This window comes from Nocardia ignorata NBRC 108230 (genome assembly GCF_001612905.1).
Lineage (GTDB): Bacteria > Actinomycetota > Actinomycetes > Mycobacteriales > Mycobacteriaceae > Nocardia > Nocardia ignorata.
In genome coordinates, this window is record NZ_BDBI01000025.1 from 125,483 (window position 1) to 143,547 (window position 18,065).

Genomic DNA, 18,065 nt, shown 5'->3' on the forward strand with positions numbered 1-18,065 from the left:
CCTCAGTCGACGGCCAGCGCCGCGACGATCGGCATGCGTGACGCGCGCACCGCGGGCGGGATGGAGCCGAGTAGCGCCAGCCCCAGCGCGACGATGCCGTAGACGACGAGCAGCGGGCTCGGCGCGTAGGCGATGTCGATGGTCATGGCGTGCCCGATCGCGACGGTGCCCAGGTACTGGACCGCCGCACCGGTGACCATGCCGATCGCCGCACCGACGATCCCGATCCCCGCCGCCTCGGCGAGGACCGAGCGCAGCAGGAACTTGCGATTGGTTCCCATGGCGCGCAGCACGCCGAGTTCGCGGCGCCGCTCTAGCACCGACAGCATCAGCGTGTTCAACAGCGCCACCGTGGCCACCAGCACCACGATCCACAGGATCATGGTGCTCATCGCCGCACCCTGCTCCACACTGGACGAGACCGCCGCGACCTGGGCGGCACCGGTGTCGACATGGATCTGCTCGGGCACCACCGCCCGTACCGCTGCCTGCACCGCCGCCGAGTCCGCACCCGGTTCGAAGTGCACCGCCAGCACGGTCTCGCCAGGCCGCTGATACCACTCCCGCATCTGATCCAGGCTCATCATCACCACACCCGAGACAGCGGTGAAGTACGGAATCACCTGCAGCACAGTGGCTGTGTGTTCACCCGACGGGGTGGGCATGGTGATCCGATCGCCGACCTCGAGATCGAGCGAACGGGCCACGTCACGGGTGACGACCACACCTTCCCCACGGGCCATCCGGTCGATCACGGCCGGGTCGACAGCGCCGAGCCTGCTGTCCTCGACCCTGGGCGGGTACCCCTGCAACATCACCCGCCCACTGCCGACGGTCGCGAACGCCATCTGGCCCGGGCTCACATACTCGACCCCCGGCACGGCGGTGACCTTGTCCGACAGATCCGCGGGGAGGACGGGTCCGGTGGGGAACTCCTCCGCCGGGCTCGGACTCACATACAGGTCGGCCTCGCCGAGACTCTGGAACGAGGCGGTCGCCGAATCGACCATGTTCCGTGACGCGCCACCCAGTGCGACCACTGCCGCCACCCCGATCGTCACCGTCATCGCCGTGGCCCACACGCGCCGCGGCGCGCGTTCCAACGTGGTTGCCCCGAGCGCACCCGGCGCACCGAACCAGCGGGCGATCGACCCGGCCGCCCGCACGATCGGCCCGGTCGCGGCGAAGCACAACACCACCGTCGCGGTGAACGACACAGTGATAGCCGCCAGCGAGAGCCGGCCGAGATCGATGTAGGCCAGCGCGATGGCCGCGCCGACGAGGGCGAGACCGCCGATCAGCGCGACCCACCGCAGCCCGCGCCCCGCGGCGGCGACATCGCCCGCCTCGACGGGGGCGAGCGCCTCGACCGGCGCGACCCGGTACACCTGCCGCGCCGCGATGGCCGCCGCCAGGACGGTGGCCACCACGCACGCGGTGATCGCGACGGGCACCGCGTAATTCGGGACCATGAACTCGGTCCGCGCCTCTACCGACTGCACCATCGCGGCGGGAAGTTGCCCGATCGAGAACCGCCCCATCACCGCACCGATCGCGGACCCGATCGCGCCGCCGACGAGCCCGAGCAGGGCCGCCTCCACGAGCAGGTCGCGCACCATCGGCCCACGCTGGCCACCGATCGCCCGCAGCAGCGACAACATCGGTCTGCGTTGTGCGACAGCCATACTCATGGCGTTGTAGATCAGGAACGCCGCCACGATCAGCGCCGCCGCCGAGGACATCAACGTCGAGTACCGCATGATCTGGATGGCGCCACCGGCCTGCGCGGTCCGCAGACTGGGTTCGGCGACCACCGCCCGCCCGTCGACCGCCGCGGTGAGGGCCGCGCGCAGTTCGTCGACATCGGTGCCGGGCTTCGCCATGATCTGCACCGAATCGAGCCTGCCCACCCGGTCGGTGAGGAACTGGGCCAGTGGCAACGGCGCGGCGACGATGTGGCCGCCGTTGAGACGATCGGTGGCCGCCTCGTCGAGCACAGCGGCGACCGTCGCGGTGCCGCCGCCGATCGGGATCGAGTCACCCTCGCGGTAACCCGTCGCCGCACCCACCAGCACGCCGCGCGGCGTGCTGACCAGCTTGGCCGTGTACTGCGACATGGGTCCGGTCAGATCGCTGCCGAGCGCGCTGATGTTCTGGTCGGCGCCGATCAGCAGAGCCCGGTCGGGGCCCGCGCCGAGCGTGCTGCGCAGCATGGGAGCCGCCGTCGCCACACCGGGCGTGGCCGAAATGGCAGGCAGCAGCGCCTGTTCGAATCCCGCGTCGGTGATCCCGGTGATTTCGAGGACCGCGTTACCCGCCAGCCCCTTGGTGAGCCGGTCGACCGACCCGGTCACCGAACCGGAGATGCTCAGCACCGCGACCAGCAGCGCGGCCGACACCGCCATCACCGCGGTCGACATGATGGTGCGGCCCGGGTGCCGGACGAGGTCACCGAGATTGAACAGCCGCAATCGGTCCAGTGCCGCGATCATGCGCGCACCCGCGCGGGCACCTGGTCGTCGGCCCCGATCTGCCCGTCGCGCAACGTGATCACGCGATCGCAGTAGGCAACGGCACCCATGTCGTGGGTGACCATCACCACCGAATTGCCCTGCGCGGTGATGTCACCGAGCAGGCCCAGGATCGACTCACCGGTCTTGGAGTCCAGGTTGCCCGTCGGTTCGTCGGCCAGGATCAGTGGGGGGTCCATGATGAGTGCGCGCGCCACCGCCACCCGCTGCATCTGGCCGCCCGAGAGCTCGGCGGGTCGGTGCTGCGCGCGGTCACCGAGCCCGACGAGGTCGAGCAGTTCCAGCGCGCGCGGCTTGGCCTTGCGTAATCCGGTGCCGTCCAGCAGTTTCGGCACGGCCACGTTCTCCCAGGCCGACAGTGTGGGCAGCAGGTTGAAGAACTGGAAGACGAAACCGACCTGCTCGAGCCGGAACGCGGCCTGCCGGTCTTCGTCGAGATCGCCGATCTCGGTGCCGCGGAAGCGAATCGAACCCTCGTCGGGCCGGTCGAGTGCGCCGAGCAGATGCAGCAGGGTGGACTTGCCCGAACCGGACGGACCGATGATCGAGGTGAACTGCCCGGTCTCGATGCGCAAGCTCACGTCGTCGAGTGCGCGTACCTGCTGGTCGCCTACGCGATACCGCTTGACGACGCCGGTCAATTCCAGCATCGGAGGTTGCGGTGTGCCGTTATCGGTCATGTGTTGTCCCCCAAGAGTATTCGGGTGGCGGGTCTCAGCGCGCCAGGGCGCGGTCGCGGGTAGTCTGCCCGATCGCGGTGTGCGCGTCGAGAAGGGCACGCAGCGCGGGCTGTTCGGCCGCGAGCTCGAGATAGGCCTCGACCAGGGTTTTGCCGTCGAATTCGGCCTGCTCGACTTTGACGCGCAGATGGTTGTCCCAGCGGTTGGCCAGCGCCCGGAGCAGGCCGTCGACGCCGCCGAAGAGACGGTCCAGATCCGGCAGACCGGCGAAGAGACCCGGGTCGTTCGGGTCGACCTGCGCCCTGGCGAGAACGGTGTGCACGATGTCGGTGCGTTGATGCAGCTCGGTCCAGGTCATGAACTTCACCTTCCGTGAGCGGGTGCAGCCAACGCTACGGAGCGTGACGCGGCGATTCGTCGTGCCGCAGACGCGACTTCTTCTCCTACCCAGGTAGGAGACGCGGACCGTTCCCGGGACGATGTCGCGGGCTGCCCAGGCGGCTAGCCTGACAGGATGGAGGTGATCGACACCGTTGCGGCACGGCGGCCGAGGCCGACGGCCCGGTTGCGCGCGGTGGCGCACCGGTTCACCGAGTCCGTGCGGACGCGGCTCGCCTCGCTGCCCTATGACTATCCGCCCGCCCTGATCGTGTCGGCCGACGTGGCATTGCTCGCGGTCACCGGCGCCGCGATCATCCAGCGCCACGAGTACTTCCCGACCGTGCTGCCGCTGCTCGCCATGTTCGCGGCATTCCTGCCGGTGCCGCTGTACGCGCTGTTCGACATCAAGCCCTATCCCGTCCTGCTGAAGGCCAGCGGGCTGCTGGCCTGTGCGCTGTTCCTGCTGCAACCCGTCCCCGCCGACTTCGCCCCCTTCGTCCTCGTCGTCGTCGCGGGCGAGGTGGCCGCGGTGACGACCCGGGGCATGACGCTTGGTTTCACCCTGCTCGCGATCGCCGAACTGATCGCCTTCGACCTGGCCGGACATCTGGAGTGGGGTGGCGAACGGCTGGAAGGTCTGCCGATGTACGTGCTCGGCATCGTGCTCGGCACCTTCGTCGGGATGATGCTGCAGTACCAGCGCCGGTTCCTGTATCAGGAACGCGAGAACCAGGCCATCCGAGCCGGTCAGGCCGCCGACGAGGAACGACGCCGAATCGCGCGCGAAGTACACGACGTGATCGCGCACTCGCTCTCGATCACCCTGCTGCACCTCACCGCCGCGCGCCGCGCACTGCAAACCGACGAGGACGTCACCGAGGCGGTGGAGGCGCTCGTCGACGCGGAACGCCTCGGCCGCCAGGCCATGGCCGACATCCGTCGCACCGTCGGCATGCTCGACACCAGCCCCGCCCAGCCGAAGCCGGAACCCGGCGCCGCCGATATCGACGAACTGGTCGGTGACTTCCGGCGCGCGGGACTCACCGTCGATTACCAGCGCACCGGCGAACTGTCGGTCGTCACCGGCGCGGTCGGCCACGCGCTGTACCGCATCGGACAGGAATCGCTGGCCAATGTCGCCAAACACGCACCGGGTGCCGCGGCGACGGTGCGGCTCGACGTGACACCGGAACTCGCCGCCCTCGAGGTGCGCAACGCTCTGCCTCTCGGACCGCCACCACGCCTCGGCACCGGAATGGGCTTGCGCGGCATGCGCAAACGCACCGAACTGCTCGGCGGAACCATCAGGGCCGGAATCGACGACGACGGCTGGACCGTGCATGCCCAGTTTCCGCTGAAATCGGGCTCCTGCGGAACACTGTCCACCATGCTGCCCGGCTTGCTCCGGCCGAAAACCCAGGAGGACCAGTGACGGCCGCCGCGCCGATCGACAACCCCGTCTCCGTGCTCGTCGTCGACGACCAGGAACTTGTGCGCGGCGGACTGCGCCGTATCCTGCGCCGTCGCGACGGGTTCGTCGTCAGCGAATGCGCCGACGGTGACGAGGTGGCGGCCGCCGTCGCCGCCGAACGGCCCGACGTGGTGCTGATGGATCTGCGCATGAAACGGGTCGGCGGCATCGATGCGACCCGTTTGCTGCGCGCGCGATCCGACGCGCCACCGGTCCTCGTCCTCACCACCTTCGACGACGACCAACTGCTGTCGGGCGCCCTGCGCGCGGGCGCGGCGGGTTTCCTCCTCAAGGATTCGCCAGCCGAGGACCTCATCCGCGCCGTCCGTACCGTCGCGGCGGGCGGCGCCTGGCTCGATCCGTCGGTAACCGGGCGGGTGCTCACCGCCTACCGAACCGTGAAACACACCGGTACCCGCACCGACCGCCGCCTGGGCGACCTCACCGCCCGCGAGTACGAGGTGCTCGAACTGATCGGACGCGGCCGGGTCAACGGCGAGATCGCCACCGAACTGGGCATCTCGGAAGTAACTGTGAAAAGCCATGTCGGACACATATTCGGCAAGCTCGACCTGCGCGATCGCGCCGCCGCCATCGTGTTCGCGTTTGACCACGGCATAGTGACACCGGGAGAATCGTCGTTCTGAGACGCGGGTCCCACGGCCCGCAAGACGTGGGAGGCGGACACCGGTGCAGGCACCTGGGTCACGGACGGGGAGCAGATTCGGCCCGTACGAGTTGCGGTCGATGCTGGGCAAAGGCGGCATGGGGGAGGTCTACGAGGCCTACGACACCGGCAAGGACCGGGTAGTCGCCCTGAAGTTGCTGGCCGCCGAACTCGCCCAGGACCCCGCCTACCAGGTCCGGTTCCGGCGCGAATCCCAGGCCGCCGCGAAACTGGCCGAACCGCACGTCATCCCGATCCACGACTGGGGCGTCATCGACGGGGTGCTGTTCATCGACATGCGGCTGGTGCCCGGCACCGACCTGCGGAGCGTGCTGCGCGCCGGGGGGCCGCTGCACCCGGAACGCGCGGTCGCCGTCGTCGAACAGATCGCCGCCGCCCTCGACGCCGCGCACGCGGGCGGGCTCGTGCACCGCGACGTGAAACCGGCCAACATCCTCGTCACCCCCGCCGACTTCGCTTACCTCGCCGACTTCGGCATCGCCCACACCGAAGGCGACAGCGCGCTCACCCAGGCCGGCATGGCCATGGGCTCCTACATCTACATGGCGCCCGAACGGTTCGACGCCGCCCCCATCTCGCACCGCGCCGACATCTACTCGCTGGCCTGTGTGCTGCACGAATGCCTCACCGGTGCATCCCCTTTCCCCAGTGCCAGCATGAGCGTGCTCATCCGCTCCCACCTGACCGAGGAACCGCCGCGGCCGAGCACCGTGATCGCCGGATTGCCCGCCGCATTCGACGACGTGATCGCAGTCGGCATGGCGAAGGATCCCGCCGAGCGGTACCCGAGCGCCGGTGCGCTGGCGCTGGCCGCCAGGCATGCCTTGGCCAGCGCACCCGGATCGGCCCCGATCGTCGGCCGTGGGCCGGTCAATGCACCCGGTCACGGGGTGCCCGCGGCGGCCGGATTCGGTAATGCCGCAGGCGGAATCATCGGTGGTGCGGCTGCGGCCGCGCACGGAACCGGGGCGCGGGGCACCGATGCCGCCGCAAGACCAGGCACGGGCCGTGGCTCGAACGTGCCGCGCGAGCGGGACGACGAGGCGCAGGAGCAGCCCAAGCCGACGCCGACGGGGGAGTTCCGGGTGGTCGGCGCGGTGACCGCGACCGGCGGCATCGAGACCTCCCGCAGCCAGACCTCCGCGACCGGCGCCCAGCCGACGCTCATCATCCGCCCGCCCGAGGCACGCACCGACACCGCGGGCTTCCACCGCGTTCCGGTCGAGGGCAGCGGCGAGGTGTCCATCCCCGCCGTCATCCAGCCCACCGGCCCCACCGAAATCCACCCAGCCGACACCTATTTCGCGCCTCTCCCGGCCGACGACGCCACCCCCGAACCGGTCGTCCCCGCACCACCTCCCACCTACACCCCCGACCAGGGCCTCCCACGGATGCGCCCGTTCCCCGACGCCCACCTCTACGGCGACAACCAAGCAGGCGAAACCTCCTCGCCAGTCCCGCAACCCAGCGCCCCGCACCCCGGCGGCCTCGCGTACGGCGTCGGTCGGCCGGGCGAGACTTCCTCGCCTGTCCCGCAACCCGGCGCCGCGAGGGGCTCTCATCCCGGTGGTCCCGCGTATGGCGGTGGTCTGCCAGGCGAAACTTCCTCGCCTGTCCCGCAACCCGGCGGCTCGCACCCCGGCGGTCCGGCATACGGCGGCGGTCGTCCCGGCGAAACCTCCTCGCCCGTGCCGCAATTCGGTGGTCCCGCCGACGCCCAGCGTGGCCCGCTGGTGCCGCCACGCAGTGCCCCGACCCAGCGCTACTCCGGAGAGTACCCGGCGCCGGGTGGGCAGCCGCCCGCTGATTTCGGTTCCCGTCAGAACCCGGGTGACCGTCCGGCTCCACCCGCCCGGCTGGTCTCCCCGCCGGTCCCCGGTGGCACCGGACCGAACCCGCTGCCCGGCACCGACCTGCCCGCGCGCAGCCTCGGATTCGGCTCTCCCGCAGAACCTTTCGGTGCCGAGAACGGTCCGGAACCACGTCCGGGTCAGCCGTTCGGGCCGCGACCGGGCGCGAACACGCCCGCGCCCGCGACTCAGAAGTTCGACGCGGATCGATTCGGCCCTGCTGCCGGGCAATTCGACGACGAGCGATTCCCGGGGCCTGGTCACGCACCGGATTCCCGGTCCGCTGGCGCAGCCAATCCGTTCGGTCCGTATGCGGCGGAGGCGAGTTCGGCGCACGGTGGTGATCGGTTCGGTCCGGACGGTGGTGACCGGTTCCCGGCCGACGAGGACTCGGCTTCGCGGCGTCCCGATGCCTTCGGTCCGCCGACCGAGCAGTACGACGCACGGTCCGCCGACGACCAGCGAAAAGATCGGCCCGATAACCGTCGAGACCCGGCCCAGCCGGGCAGCGGCAACCACTTCGCCCCGCCCACCGAGGTGTTCGGTCCGGAGCATCGGCGGTCGGCGCCGACCGAGCACTACGGGCAGAACGATCAATTCAGCCCGCCCACCGAACAATTCGACCCCGCGGACATCGGCGACCAGCGGTCCGCGCAGACCCGGCACTACCCGGACGCCCCACGCTCCGCGCCCACCGAGCACTACCCCGGTGGCCCGGAGGCGCGCCGCTCCGCTCCGACCGAGCACTACGGGTTCGACAGCCCGGACCCACAGCGCTCCCAGCCGACGGAGCATTACGGCTTCGACGACCCGGACCCACAGCGTTCCCAGCCCACCCACCAATACCGTGGTGGCGCAGCGCCGTTCGGTGCGCACAATGCTGTCGACCCGGCGAATCCGTACAACGATCAGGCCGCCTACTCCCAGTACGACGACCAGCAGGCCTACGGCGACCACGCCTACCGCGACAACGACAGCCCCTACGGTCCCGAACCGGCCTACGCCCCGGAACCCGCCTGGTCCCAACAGGACTCGAACCGCCGATCCATGCTGCTGCCGATCCTCGTCGGCGTGCTCGCCGTCATCGTCGTCGCCATCGGCGGGGCCATCGGCTGGCGGCTGATGGCGGCCACCGACTCCACCGACACCGCGGGCGCGCCGTCCACCTCGCTGGTGCCCGCCGGACCGACCGGCACCACCGCACCACGGGCGACCACCGCCGCACCGACCACCTCGGCCGGCCCGGTCACCCTGCCCGCGGGGGCGCAACCGTGCGATTCCGGTTCGGGCAGTGGCAGTTTCAGCAAGGCGGCGGTCGGCAACACCGTCACCAGCTGCCCGTTCGCGCAGGCGGTCCGCGAGGCGTACGCGGGTGGCGGCAGCGCGAGCGGTGCCCGCGAGGTGGTGGCGACCAGCCCGGTGACCGGACGCACCTACACGATGACCTGCGCGCCGGAGGGCAAGCTCGTCACCTGCACCGGCGGCGAGAACGCGGTCGTCTACGTGTACTGACCACCGGCTTGGCACCACGCCGCGCCGACCTGCGGACGCAGATATGCGAATCGTTGCATACTGTCGGTATGGCTGATGACGACCAGTGGTACTACTGCCTCAAGCATCACAAGGCCGAGCAGGGCAAGTCCTGCTGGTACGGCGACCGGATGGGGCCGTACCCGGACCAGGCGACGGCCGAGCGGGCGCTCGAGATCGCGCGGGCACGCAACAAGGCCGCCGACGACGAAGACGACTAGACCCGGCCGGTTCGCCTACCGTCGTTCCGGCGACGACGAGCACCACTCGTCACCGACTGATCGGCACACCTGATGAGCAGAGTCACCGCACGACGCAAGACCGTCCGGCTGTCACCGGCCGGGCGGGTCGAGCGCCCCGACACCCTCGCGGTCGAGGAACCACTCGAGATCAGGGTCGACGGGCAGTCGCTCTCGGTCACCATGCGGACACCGGGCAACGACATCGACCTGGTGCACGGCTTCCTGCTCGGTGAGAACATCATCGGCACCGCCGACGACATCGTCACCGCCCGCTACTGCGCGGGCGCCGACAGCGAGGGCCGCAACACCTACAACGTGCTCGACGTGCGGCTGCGCGATCCCGTGCCGCTGCATCCGCGCAACCTCGTCACCACCGGCGGCTGCGGCCTGTGCGGCAAGAGCGCCCTCGACGAGGTCCGCACCCACACCCGCTTCCCGCTGCCGCCCTCGGTCCCGGCCGTCGGGACCGAGGTGCTGACGCGGATGCCCGGCCTGCTGCGCGAAGGGCAGAAACTCTTCGACGCCACCGGCGGTCTGCACGCGGCGGGCCTGTTCGCCACCGACGGCACCCTGCTCGCCCTGCGCGAGGACATCGGCAGGCACAACGCCGTCGACAAGGTGATCGGCTGGGCGTTGCGGGAGAACCGGATCCCCGCGCACGACCTGGTGCTCGTGGTGAGCAGCCGGGCCTCCTTCGAACTGGTCCAGAAGGCCGTGATGGCGGGCATCCCGATTCTGGCCGCGGTATCGGCGCCGAGTGCCCTCGCCGTCGACCTCGCCGTGGAGTCCGGATCGACGTTACTGGGATTCGTACGTGGCGAATCGATGAACATCTACTCGGGTGAAAACCGTGTGACCTGACGGTTTACGGACGAAGTGGGCGTTGGGCCATACAGCCCAGTACGGTGTCGGACACGGCTACCCAGCACCGAAAGCCCGGGGGAGTTCACAAACGAAAATGCTTCACATCATGACGAACAACCGACGCCACCCGATACGGGTGGCGCTGTCAGCACTGCTGGGCGTTGCCGTATTGGTCACCGCGGGCTGTGGTTCCGACAGCAGCCCCGCCGCACCGCAGGTCACCACGAAGAGCCCGGCCACCTTGCCGGGCGGCCCGGTGACAGCCGAGGTCTCCGTCGCGGTGCCCGGCAGCCTGGCCGCCGACTTCGCCGATCTGCAACGCGGTTTGCGTGGCAGTGTGGGGATGGCGATCATGCCGGTCGCCGGGACCAAGATGGTCACCTTCGGCGACTGGACGACCGGCCCGGCCTGGTCGACGATCAAGGTGCCGCTCGCCATCGCGGTCTCGCGTCGCAGCAGCGCCTACAACTCGTCGGTGAACGCCGCCATCACCGCCTCCGACAACGCCGCCGCCGACGCGCTGTGGTCGACCTTCGGCGACAACGCCGACGCGGCCGCCGCGGTGGAAGGGGTCCTGCGCGAGGGCGGCGACGCCACGACCACCGTGCCGACCGTGCGTACCCGCTCGGACGCCTCCATCTACGGCCAGGCCGAGTGGGCGCTGGCCGATCAGGTCCGGTTCGCCGCCCAACTGCCGTGCCTGCCGCAGAGTGAGCGGGTGGTCGGTTTGATGCAGCAGATCGTCGTCAGCCACCGCTGGGGCCTCGGGGCATTCACCAGCGCCGAGTTCAAGGGCGGGTGGGGGCCGGATACGTCCGGAAAGTACCTGGTCCGTCAGTTCGGGCTGATCGATTCGCCCTCGGGCCGCATCGCGGTTGCCTTTGCGGCCAAACCCGATTCGGGCGCTTTCGCCGACGGTATGACCATGCTCGACAAGATGGCGACCCTGCTCTCGGGCCACCTCGACGAGCTCGCCGGAGGCCACTGCCCCTGATCCGCGCTGGTGGGGCAAGATGAACGCCATGCGCATCGGAGTCTTGACCGGAGGCGGAGACTGTCCAGGGCTGAACGCGGTGATCCGGGCGGTGGTCCGAACCGCGAACGGCCGCTACGGCGACGCGATCGTCGGATTCCAGGACGGTTGGCGCGGCCTACTCGAGGACCGCAAGATCCGCATCCACAACGACGACCGCACCGACCGGCTGCTCACCAAGGGCGGCACCATGCTCGGTACCGCACGCACCAATCCCGACGTCCTGCGCGCCGGGCTGCCACGCATCCAGCAGACCCTCGACGACAACGGCATCGAGGCCCTGATCCCGATCGGCGGCGAAGGCACCCTCACCGCGGCCAGCTGGCTGGCCGAGGAGGGTGTGCCGGTGGTCGGCGTGCCCAAGACCATCGACAACGACATCGACTGCACCGATGTCACCTTCGGCCACGACACGGCGCTGTCGATCGCCACCGAGGCCATCGACCGCCTGCACACCACCGCCGAATCGCATCAGCGGGTGATGCTCGTCGAGGTGATGGGACGGCACGCGGGCTGGATCGCGCTGAACTCCGGCATCGCCGCGGGCGCGCACCTGACGCTGGTGCCCGAGGAACCCTTCGACGTCGCGCAGGTGTGCGCGATGATCAAGTCCCGCTTCCAGCGCGGCGAGAAGAGCTTCATCTGTGTCGTCGCCGAAGGTGCCCACCCCGCACCGGATTCCGGGTTCACGCTGCGGGAAGGCGGAATCGACGAATTCGGACACGAGCGGTTCACCGGTGTCGCCCAGCAGTTGGGATCCGAGATCGAGCGCCGGATCGGCAAAGAAGTCCGCACCACGGTGCTCGGCCACGTCCAGCGCGGCGGTAGCCCAACACCCTACGACCGGATCCTGGCCACCCGCTTCGGCGTGCACGCGGCAGAGGCCGTGCACGCCGGACATTTCGGGATGATGGTCGCCCTGCACGGCACGACCATCGGTCTGGTCCCGCTGTCGGAGGCGACCAAGCAGCTCAAACGGGTTCCGGCCGAACGGCTCAGCGAGGCGCAGGCCTTCTTCGGCTGAGGGCTGCCTGGCGAGGCGTTGCGTGGACTTGTCGGTGGGCGTCGGTACCGTGGTTCCATGCGCACCGGTCGAGTGTTCGTTTCGGTTCTTGCAGTCCTCACCGCCTTGGTCGGTGGATGCTCCGGGTCCACACCGGATTCCGGGGAAACCACCGTGCACGGCAACTGGAACGGCGCGATCGAGGTGCCGGGGCAGCCGATCCCGATCGGGGTGAGTTTCGCCGAGGACGGTTCGGCCACCCTCGACATCCCCATCCAGGGTCTGCGTGACGCGCCGCTGAAAGACGTTGTCGCCGAGCCGGACAAGGTCGAGTTCGCGCTCGCCGACGCCCCGGGTGACCCTCGGTTCCGCGGCAAGCTCGAGGGGGAGCGGATCACCGGTGACTGGACGCAATCGGGCCAGTCGGCGCCACTCACGCTGCGGCGCGGCAAGATCGAGAACGTCGCCCGTCCGCAGGACCCGAAGCCACCGTTCCCGTACCGCAGCGAGGACGTCACCTATCGCAGCGGCGACATCACCATCGCGGGCACGCTCACCGAACCCGAAGGGCCAGGCCCGTTCCCGGCGGTGCTGATGATCACCGGCAGCGGCCCGCAGGACCGCAACGAGGAACTGCTCGGGCACCGCCCGTTCCTGGTGCTCGCCGACACCCTCACCCGCGCGGGCTACGCCGTGTTGCGCACCGACGACCGCGGCGTCGGCGGAACCGGCGGCAAGCTCGACGACGCCACCTACGACACCCTCGCCGGTGACGCCGCGGCCGGTGTGGCGTTCCTGCGCGAGCGGCCCGAGATCGACGACGCGAAGGTCGGCCTGTTCGGCCACAGCGAGGGCGGCTACCTCGCACCGCTGGTCGCGGCAAGGCCGGGAAGCGATATCGCGTTCGCGATCCTGATGGCCGGCCCGTCGGTGCCGGGCGCCGACGTGCTGATCGAACAGAACAAAGTCATCATGGCCGCCTCGGGCGCGCCACAGGACAAGATCGATCAGCAGGTCGATTACCTCACGAAATGGACCGCGATGCTGCGCGCCGGTGACCTCGAGGGCGCCCGGGTGTACTCCCAGCAGCACAACGAGTCCTTACCCGAGAACGAGCGCGCACCGAAGGAAGCGGTCGATTCGTTCAACACCGCCTACATGACCTCCTTCATGACCTTCGACCCACAACCGTCGCTGCGCGCGCTGCGCGTGCCGGTGCTCGCCTTCTTCGGCGGCAAGGACCTGCAGGTTCCCGCCGCCCAGAGCGAGGGGCCAATGCGCGAGGCGCTGGCGGGCGCGCCCGACCCGACGGTGCACACCTTCCCCGGCCTCAACCACCTGATGCAGCCCACCGAAACCGGCAACCCCAGCGAATACTCGAGCATCGAAATCACCATCGATCCGGCCGTTCTCACCTACGTCACCGACTGGCTCACCCGCCGTGTCCCGCCGCGCTAGGACCACCGGCCGCCGCCGTGAGCGGCTTACATAGACTGCTAGGCATGAGCGCACCCACGGTCGAGTTGATGGATTACGCCGATGTCATCTCCCGGTACGAGCCGGTGCTCGGCATGGAGGTCCACGTCGAGTTGTCCACGGCGACCAAGATGTTCTGCGGTTGCCCCACCGAGTTCGGCGCCGAACCCAATACCCAGGTGTGCCCGGTGTGCCTCGGGCTCCCCGGCTCGCTGCCGGTCGTGAACGAGAAGGCCGTCGAGTCGGCCATCCGCATCGGCCTGGCGCTGAACTGTTCGATCACCCCGTGGGGCCGGTTCGCGCGCAAGAACTACTTCTACCCGGACCAGCCGAAGAACTACCAGATCAGCCAGTACGACGAGCCCATCGCCACCGACGGCTTCCTCGACGTGGTGCTCGACGACGGCAGCACCTTCCGCGTCGACATCGAGCGCGCCCACATGGAAGAAGACACCGGCAAGTCGCTGCACGTGGGCGGTGCCACCGGCCGCATCCACGGCGCGAGCCACTCGCTGCTCGACTTCAACCGGGCGGGTGTGCCGCTGATCGAGATCGTCACCAAGCCGATCACCGGTGCGGGCGAACGCGCGCCCGAGGTGGCCCGCGCCTATGTCACCGCGCTGCGCGAAGTGCTGCGCTCGCTCAACGTCTCCGACGTGAAGATGGAACAGGGCTCGCTGCGCTGCGACGCCAACGTGTCGCTGATGGCGATCGGCGCGAAGGAATTCGGTACCCGCACCGAGACCAAGAACGTGAACTCGCTCAAGAGCGTCGAGGTGGCGGTGCGCTACGAGATGCGCCGTCAGGCCGCCGTGCTCACCGCGGGCGGGGAGATCGTGCAGGAGACCCGTCACTTCAACGAGGCCGATGGGTCGACCTCGGCGGGTCGCCGCAAGGAGACGGCCGAGGACTACCGCTACTTCCCCGAACCCGACCTCGAGCCCGTCGCCCCGGCCGCCGAGTGGATCGAGGAACTGCGCGCCACCATCCCCGAGTACCCGTGGCTGGTCCGCGCGCGCATCCAGGCCGATTGGGGCCTGTCCGACGAGGTGATGCGCGACCTGGTGAACGCGGGCGCCCTCGACCTCATCATCGCCACCGTCGAGGCGGGTGCCCCCGCCAACGAGGCCCGCTCCTGGTGGGTCGCCTACCTCACCGAGAAGGCCAAGGAACGCGAGGTCGCCCTGGTCGACCTGCCGATCACCCCCGCGCAGGTGGCGGCGGTCATCGCCCTGGTCGAGGCGAAGACGGTGAACAACAAGGTGGCCAAGCAGGTCGTCGACTTCGTGCTGGCCGGCGAGGGCGAACCCGCCCAGATCGTCGAGGCCAAGGGTCTCGGCATGGTCAGCGACGACACCGCCCTGCAGGCCGAGGTCGAAAAGGCCCTCGCCGCCAACCCTGATATCGCCGACAAGATCCGTTCGGGCAAGGTTCAGGCGGCGGGCAAGATCGTCGGTGATGTCATGAAGGCCACCCGTGGCCAGGCCGACGCCGCGCGCGTCCGCGACCTGGTCATCGCGGCCTGTAGCTGAGAAACGAAGCAGCCCAACTGTTCTCGCCCGTTCGGGGAGAACGGTTGGGCAGGCTTTCGACCGCCGAAGCTCTAGTCGGGGCCGCCCGCGCCGCCCTGGGGCGGTGGGATGCGCACGACGCGGTCGTCGAATTCGCCTGGGGCGCCGTCGGTCTTGTTGACCGTGCTCACCCACACGCTGCCGTCGGCGCCACCCGTGGCGCCGAGCAGCTTGCCGTACTTGTCCTGGGCGATCAGGGTGGGCGCCGTGGTGACCGCGAAGGTGGTCATGTCGGCGGTGACGGCGGCGAGCGCCTTTCCTTCGGTGAGGGCGACGGCCACACCATCGGTGGTCGCCGCGCACCCGCCGACGCCGGGGCGGTCGGGCCAGGTCCACGACACGGTGAGGGTGCCGTCGGTGCCGAGATGCTGCAGTCGGTCCTCGGCGGCGGTGCGGTCGGTGACCCACATGCCGTCCTTGCCGTCACGGCACAGGTCACCGGCGGTGCCGATGCCCGAGGCGACCACCTGCGGAGTGTTCGCGCCCGACGACGGTGAGTCCAGCCGCAACAGTTTTCCCCCGAGCGAGCCGGGATCGGCCGCGGCGGCGGGGTTGCCCGCGTCGCCGGTGAGTACCAGCAGCTGGTTCGGTGTCGCCCATTCCAGCGCACCGCGATTCCCGGTGGCGCCCTTGGGGATTCCGGTGAGGATCTCCTTCGGCGCGCCGTCGCGGGACAGGCGGACCACCCGGTTGTCGCTGCCGGTGGTGATGTAGGCGTACATCAGCCCGTCCTCGGAGAAGGTCGGGGACAAGGTGATATCGGAGATGCCACCGTCGCCCGACCCGTCGACGGGCAGCACCGCGACCTCCTCCGGCGGCGGCTGCGGAGTGCTCGCGTCGACCGGGGTCACCGACAGGATGCGACCGGTGCGGCGCTCGGCGACCAGCGCGCCGTCACCCACCGCGATCAGCCCGGCGGCCGAATCGAGGCAGGTGCCGATGACATTGGGATCGGGGTCGATACACGGCCCGGTCGGGCGCGGCGCCTGCGAGGGCGAGTCCTGCGGCGGCTTCGGTTCCGCGTTGGCACCGCCGATCGACGGCTCGGTGGTGAACGGGCTCGACGCCGACTCGTCGAATCGGGCACACCCGGCGACCAGAATCGTGCCGAGCGCCAATCCGACTGCCACGCGGCCCGCGAATACCGAACTCATGGTGCAGACGTTACCGGCAGTCGAGCGGGGCTGACACGCCTGATGCGGCGAAGGGCGGCGCACCGCGATCCCACGTCCTAAGGTGAGACCGTGACCGACAAGTCGAACGACACTTCCCCCGACGACGCGACGGCGCGGGCCGGAGAGTCCGCCTCCGCGGCGGGGCAGCCGGTGACCAGCCCCTTCGATTCGCCGACCACGCAGATGCGCAAGCCCGACCCCAAGGACGTGCCGCGCACCGACGAGGACCTCGGCCTGGATCCCGGCGACGAGGTTCCCACGGCGAGCAGCGCCAAGTCCGGCGACACCGACTATGGCTACGCGACGATTCCGCCCGCGACGGCCGCGTCGGCGGACTCGGTCCGCCTGCAGCGCCGCAACCGCGAGGCCCGGCGCGGCACCCTCGACTTCGGCCTGTTCGTGCTGCGCCTGGTGGTCGGCGGCACCTTCATCTACCACGGTCTGCAGAAGCTGACCGGCTGGTTCCACGGCCCCGGCATCGACGGAACCAAGGACATGATGGCCGGTGGCGGCTGGGATCACCCGTCGCTGGCCACCGCCCTGGTGATCGCCGGTGAACTCGGTGGCGGCGTGCTGCTCGTTCTCGGCCTGGCCACCCCGCTCGCCGCGGGCGCCATCCTCGCGACCATCTCGAACGCCTGGATGTGGAAGCAGGGCATGATCCCGGGCTTCCAGTACAACGCGGCGACCAAGTCCGGCGTGGAGATCGACACCATCCTCGCCGGCGCCGCGCTGGCGATCATCCTCACCGGCCCGGGCCGCTGGTCGCTCGACCGCACCCGAGGCTGGGCCACCCGCCCCGCCTACGGCTCCTTCGTGGTGGTCCTGCTGGCGATCGCCGCCGCCATCGGCACCTACTGGTTCCTCCACGGCGGCAACCCCCTGAAGGGCATAGGCCCCTTCTGAACCGCCTCCCCGCGAATTCTGGCCGGACTCGGGTGGGTGTCTGGTTTCGACGCGGCTGGCGGGTAGGTGCTCTGGGGAGTTAGCCGGTACCCGGTGAGTTACCCATGTTCTTGCCGAGTCAGTGGTTGCGGGGGTGCGGGTTCGGACAGGTGGTTGGTCATCGTGGCGTGGATGTCGGCCAGGAATGCCTCGAATCGGCGGAGTTCCTCGGGGGAGTACTTACCCATGACCGATTCCTCGACCTTCGTGCCGAGTGGGCCGAAGAAGTCGTTGGCGAGGGCGTGGATGCGCGGGGTGCTGCGCAGGGTGATGACGCGGCGGTCGTCGTGTTCGCGGCTGCGCACGATATGACCGGTCTGTTCCAGGCGGTTCAGTAGTGCGGTGGTCGCGCTGTTGGACAAGGCGATTCGTTCGCTGAGCCGCGCCGGTGACAGCGTGGTCCCGCGTTCCTCGGCGGTGAGGATCTCGATGAGTGCCTCGGCGTCGGTCGAGTGCAGGCCCAGCCAGGTGGCGAACCGGCGAGCGAGCTCGCGGTAACTCGCGCCGTAGGCCCGCATACCCTCGTGGATTCGTTCGTACTGCGCCCGAGCGTCCGACTGGCTCATAGGTTCCTTTCGCATCGGTTTGACATCCTATTGCCCACAATCTACTTTGACAATGGAAT

Annotated in this window: 14 protein-coding genes and 1 pseudogene; 10 read left to right on the plus strand and 5 right to left on the minus strand. The window is 69.6% G+C overall.

The window, feature by feature from the left end; translation table 11 throughout:
- Positions 1-2: 2 nt before the first annotated feature.
- The 3 genes from NI2_RS21130 to NI2_RS21140 are packed head-to-tail and all read right to left on the minus strand — an operon-like array spanning position 3 to position 3,569.
- Positions 3-2,492, minus strand: a complete 2,490-nt coding sequence (locus NI2_RS21130; RefSeq protein ID WP_067493237.1) for an FtsX-like permease family protein — start codon at positions 2,490-2,492, stop codon at positions 3-5.
- Positions 2,489-3,211 carry an ABC transporter ATP-binding protein gene (locus NI2_RS21135; RefSeq protein ID WP_225279117.1) on the minus strand — a complete coding sequence of 241 codons (723 nt, stop codon included), beginning with the start codon at positions 3,209-3,211 and terminating at the stop codon, positions 2,489-2,491. The genes NI2_RS21130 and NI2_RS21135 overlap by 4 nt, the downstream gene beginning before the upstream one ends.
- A 34-nt stretch (positions 3,212-3,245) precedes the next feature.
- On the minus strand, positions 3,246-3,569 hold the full coding sequence (locus NI2_RS21140) for a hypothetical protein (protein WP_067493456.1): 324 nt from the start codon (positions 3,567-3,569) through the stop codon (positions 3,246-3,248).
- A gap of 156 nt (positions 3,570-3,725) precedes the next feature.
- On the opposite strand from NI2_RS21140, the gene NI2_RS21145 reads away from it, so the two are divergent.
- The 9 genes and pseudogenes from NI2_RS21145 to gatB all read left to right on the plus strand — a co-directional run bounded on the left by NI2_RS21145 (position 3,726) and on the right by gatB (position 15,281).
- Positions 3,726-5,024, plus strand: coding sequence for a sensor histidine kinase (locus tag NI2_RS21145; RefSeq protein WP_084476578.1), 1,299 nt, complete (start codon positions 3,726-3,728; stop codon positions 5,022-5,024).
- The gene (locus tag NI2_RS21150; RefSeq protein ID WP_174550293.1) at positions 5,021-5,710 is read left to right on the plus strand and encodes a response regulator; all 690 of its coding nucleotides are present in this window, start codon (positions 5,021-5,023) and stop codon (positions 5,708-5,710) included. Before NI2_RS21145 ends, NI2_RS21150 begins: the two co-directional genes overlap by 4 nt.
- A gap of 43 nt (positions 5,711-5,753) precedes the next feature.
- Positions 5,754-6,584: pseudogene (locus tag NI2_RS35850) on the plus strand (serine/threonine-protein kinase); the annotation flags it as partial.
- 2,597 nt (positions 6,585-9,181) lie between these two features.
- Complete coding sequence (locus NI2_RS34505; protein ID WP_166655716.1) at positions 9,182-9,352, plus strand: hypothetical protein; 171 nt, start codon at positions 9,182-9,184, stop codon at positions 9,350-9,352.
- A 72-nt stretch (positions 9,353-9,424) separates the two neighbouring features.
- A complete protein-coding gene (gene fdhD, locus NI2_RS21160) occupies positions 9,425-10,234 on the plus strand; it encodes a formate dehydrogenase accessory sulfurtransferase FdhD (protein WP_067493243.1) in 810 nt (269 codons plus the stop codon).
- Positions 10,235-10,343: 109 nt separating this feature from the next.
- On the plus strand, positions 10,344-11,231 hold the full coding sequence (locus NI2_RS21165; protein WP_067493462.1) for an LPS-assembly lipoprotein LptE: 888 nt from the start codon (positions 10,344-10,346) through the stop codon (positions 11,229-11,231).
- 28 nt (positions 11,232-11,259) lie between these two features.
- Positions 11,260-12,294 (plus strand): ATP-dependent 6-phosphofructokinase, encoded by a 1,035-nt coding sequence (locus tag NI2_RS21170; RefSeq protein WP_067493464.1) that lies wholly within the window; start codon positions 11,260-11,262, stop codon positions 12,292-12,294.
- A 57-nt stretch (positions 12,295-12,351) separates the two neighbouring features.
- Positions 12,352-13,731 (plus strand): alpha/beta hydrolase family protein, encoded by a 1,380-nt coding sequence (locus NI2_RS21175; RefSeq protein WP_067493245.1) that lies wholly within the window; start codon positions 12,352-12,354, stop codon positions 13,729-13,731.
- Between the two features lie 44 nt (positions 13,732-13,775).
- On the plus strand, positions 13,776-15,281 hold the full coding sequence (gene gatB / locus NI2_RS21180; protein WP_067493247.1) for an Asp-tRNA(Asn)/Glu-tRNA(Gln) amidotransferase subunit GatB: 1,506 nt from the start codon (positions 13,776-13,778) through the stop codon (positions 15,279-15,281).
- 71 nt (positions 15,282-15,352) lie between these two features.
- Here gatB and NI2_RS21185 read toward each other — a convergent pair whose 3' ends face one another.
- Positions 15,353-16,474: a PQQ-dependent sugar dehydrogenase gene (locus tag NI2_RS21185; protein ID WP_067493249.1), complete on the minus strand. Its 1,122-nt coding sequence runs from the start codon at positions 16,472-16,474 to the stop codon at positions 15,353-15,355.
- 90 nt (positions 16,475-16,564) lie between these two features.
- Between NI2_RS21185 and NI2_RS21190 the strand changes: the two genes are divergently transcribed.
- Positions 16,565-17,401, plus strand: coding sequence for a DoxX family protein (locus tag NI2_RS21190; RefSeq protein WP_067493251.1), 837 nt, complete (start codon positions 16,565-16,567; stop codon positions 17,399-17,401).
- A gap of 98 nt (positions 17,402-17,499) precedes the next feature.
- Here NI2_RS21190 and NI2_RS21195 read toward each other — a convergent pair whose 3' ends face one another.
- On the minus strand, positions 17,500-18,006 hold the full coding sequence (locus tag NI2_RS21195; protein ID WP_067493253.1) for a MarR family winged helix-turn-helix transcriptional regulator: 507 nt from the start codon (positions 18,004-18,006) through the stop codon (positions 17,500-17,502).
- Positions 18,007-18,065 lie beyond the last annotated feature (59 nt).